Source organism: Streptomyces malaysiense (assembly GCF_000980885.2).
Taxonomy (GTDB): domain Bacteria; phylum Actinomycetota; class Actinomycetes; order Streptomycetales; family Streptomycetaceae; genus Streptomyces; species Streptomyces malaysiense.
The window spans coordinates 1-1,331 of sequence record NZ_LBDA02000098.1; the positions used below are offsets into that span (position 1 = coordinate 1).

Consider the following 1,331-nt stretch of genomic DNA (forward strand, 5'->3'; position numbering starts at 1 on the left):
CAGGCACTACGCCGACCGGGCAACGGCCGAACGAACGAACCTGAAACCCCGTCACCCCCTCCTGACCAGCTGATCAGCACTTCCCGCACGCCGGGGGAACCTCAGGAGCCGACACGGTTGCGCCGCACGCTGGCGGGCTTGCCGCTGCCGAAGGCGGCCGACGGGCGGATCGTGCTCGCCGTGGACGTGTCGCACTGGCTGCGACCCGACGCTCCCACCAGCCGCGACCGGCTCTTCTGTCATGTCTACGGACGCGGCGACCGCAGCTCGGACCAGTTGGTGCCCGGCTGGCCCTACTCCTTCGTCGCGGCCCTGGAGTCCGGCCGCACCTCCTGGGTCGCTCTCCTGGACGCGGTCCGCCTGGGCCCGGCCGACGACGCGACGACCGTCACTGCCGACCAACTCCACGATGTCGTCGAGCGGTTGACGAGTGCAGGCCACTGGAGACCCGGCGATCCGGACATCCTGATCGTGATGGACTCCGGCTACGACGTCGCCTACCTGACCCACGCTCTCGCCGACCTGCCCGTCGTACTGGTCGGGCGCCTGCGCTCGGATCGGGTCATGCTCCGCGACCCCGGCCCCGCCCGGTCGGGTCCCCGGGGCGGGCGCCCCCGCCGGCATGGCGGCGTCCTCACGTTCAAGAAGCCCGACAGCTGGCACGAGCCCGACGTCACGACCGCCACGGACACCACCCGCTACGGCACGGCCACCGCTACGGCCTGGGACCGGATGCACCCCCGGCTCACTCACCGCGGCCCCTGGCTGAACCACGCCAAGGAAGAACTCCTCATCCTGCACGGCACGTTGATCCGCCTGAAGGTCGAGCACCTGCCCGGTGACCGTGACCCGAAACCGGTCTGGCTGTGGTGCTCGGCCACCGCCGCCGCACCGGCGGACGTGGACCGCTGGTGGCAGTCCTTCCTCCGTCGCTTCGACCTGGAGCACACCTTCCGGCTGATGAAACAGACCCTGGGCTGGACCGCCCCGAAGGTCAGGAACCCCGACACGGCCGACCTGTGGACCTGGCTGATCATCGCCGCCCACACCCAGCTCCGCCTCGCCCGGCCCCTCGCCGAGGACCTCCGTCGTCCCTGGGAACGGCCCGCAGAACCCCGCCGCCTCACCCCCGCCCGGATCCGTCGGGGGTTTCGCAACGTCCGCGCGACAGCAGCCCGCCCGGCAAGCGCACCGAAACCGTCCCGACCAGGCCCCGGACGGCCTCCCGGCTCGAAAAACAAACAACGGGCCAGGCGCCACGACGTCGGCAAGACCGTCAAGCGCGCCGAATCGATCAAGGAACACCAAGCCCAGCGAGGTTAAACGCCAAG

The 1,331-nt window shown here is 70.8% G+C and carries 1 pseudogene; it reads left to right on the plus strand.

Annotation, left to right across the window (positions count from 1 at the left end):
- Nucleotides 1–114: 114 nt before the first annotated feature.
- Nucleotides 115–1,323, plus strand: a pseudogene (locus VT52_RS32045) (NF041680 family putative transposase); the annotation flags it as partial.
- Nucleotides 1,324–1,331 lie beyond the last annotated feature (8 nt).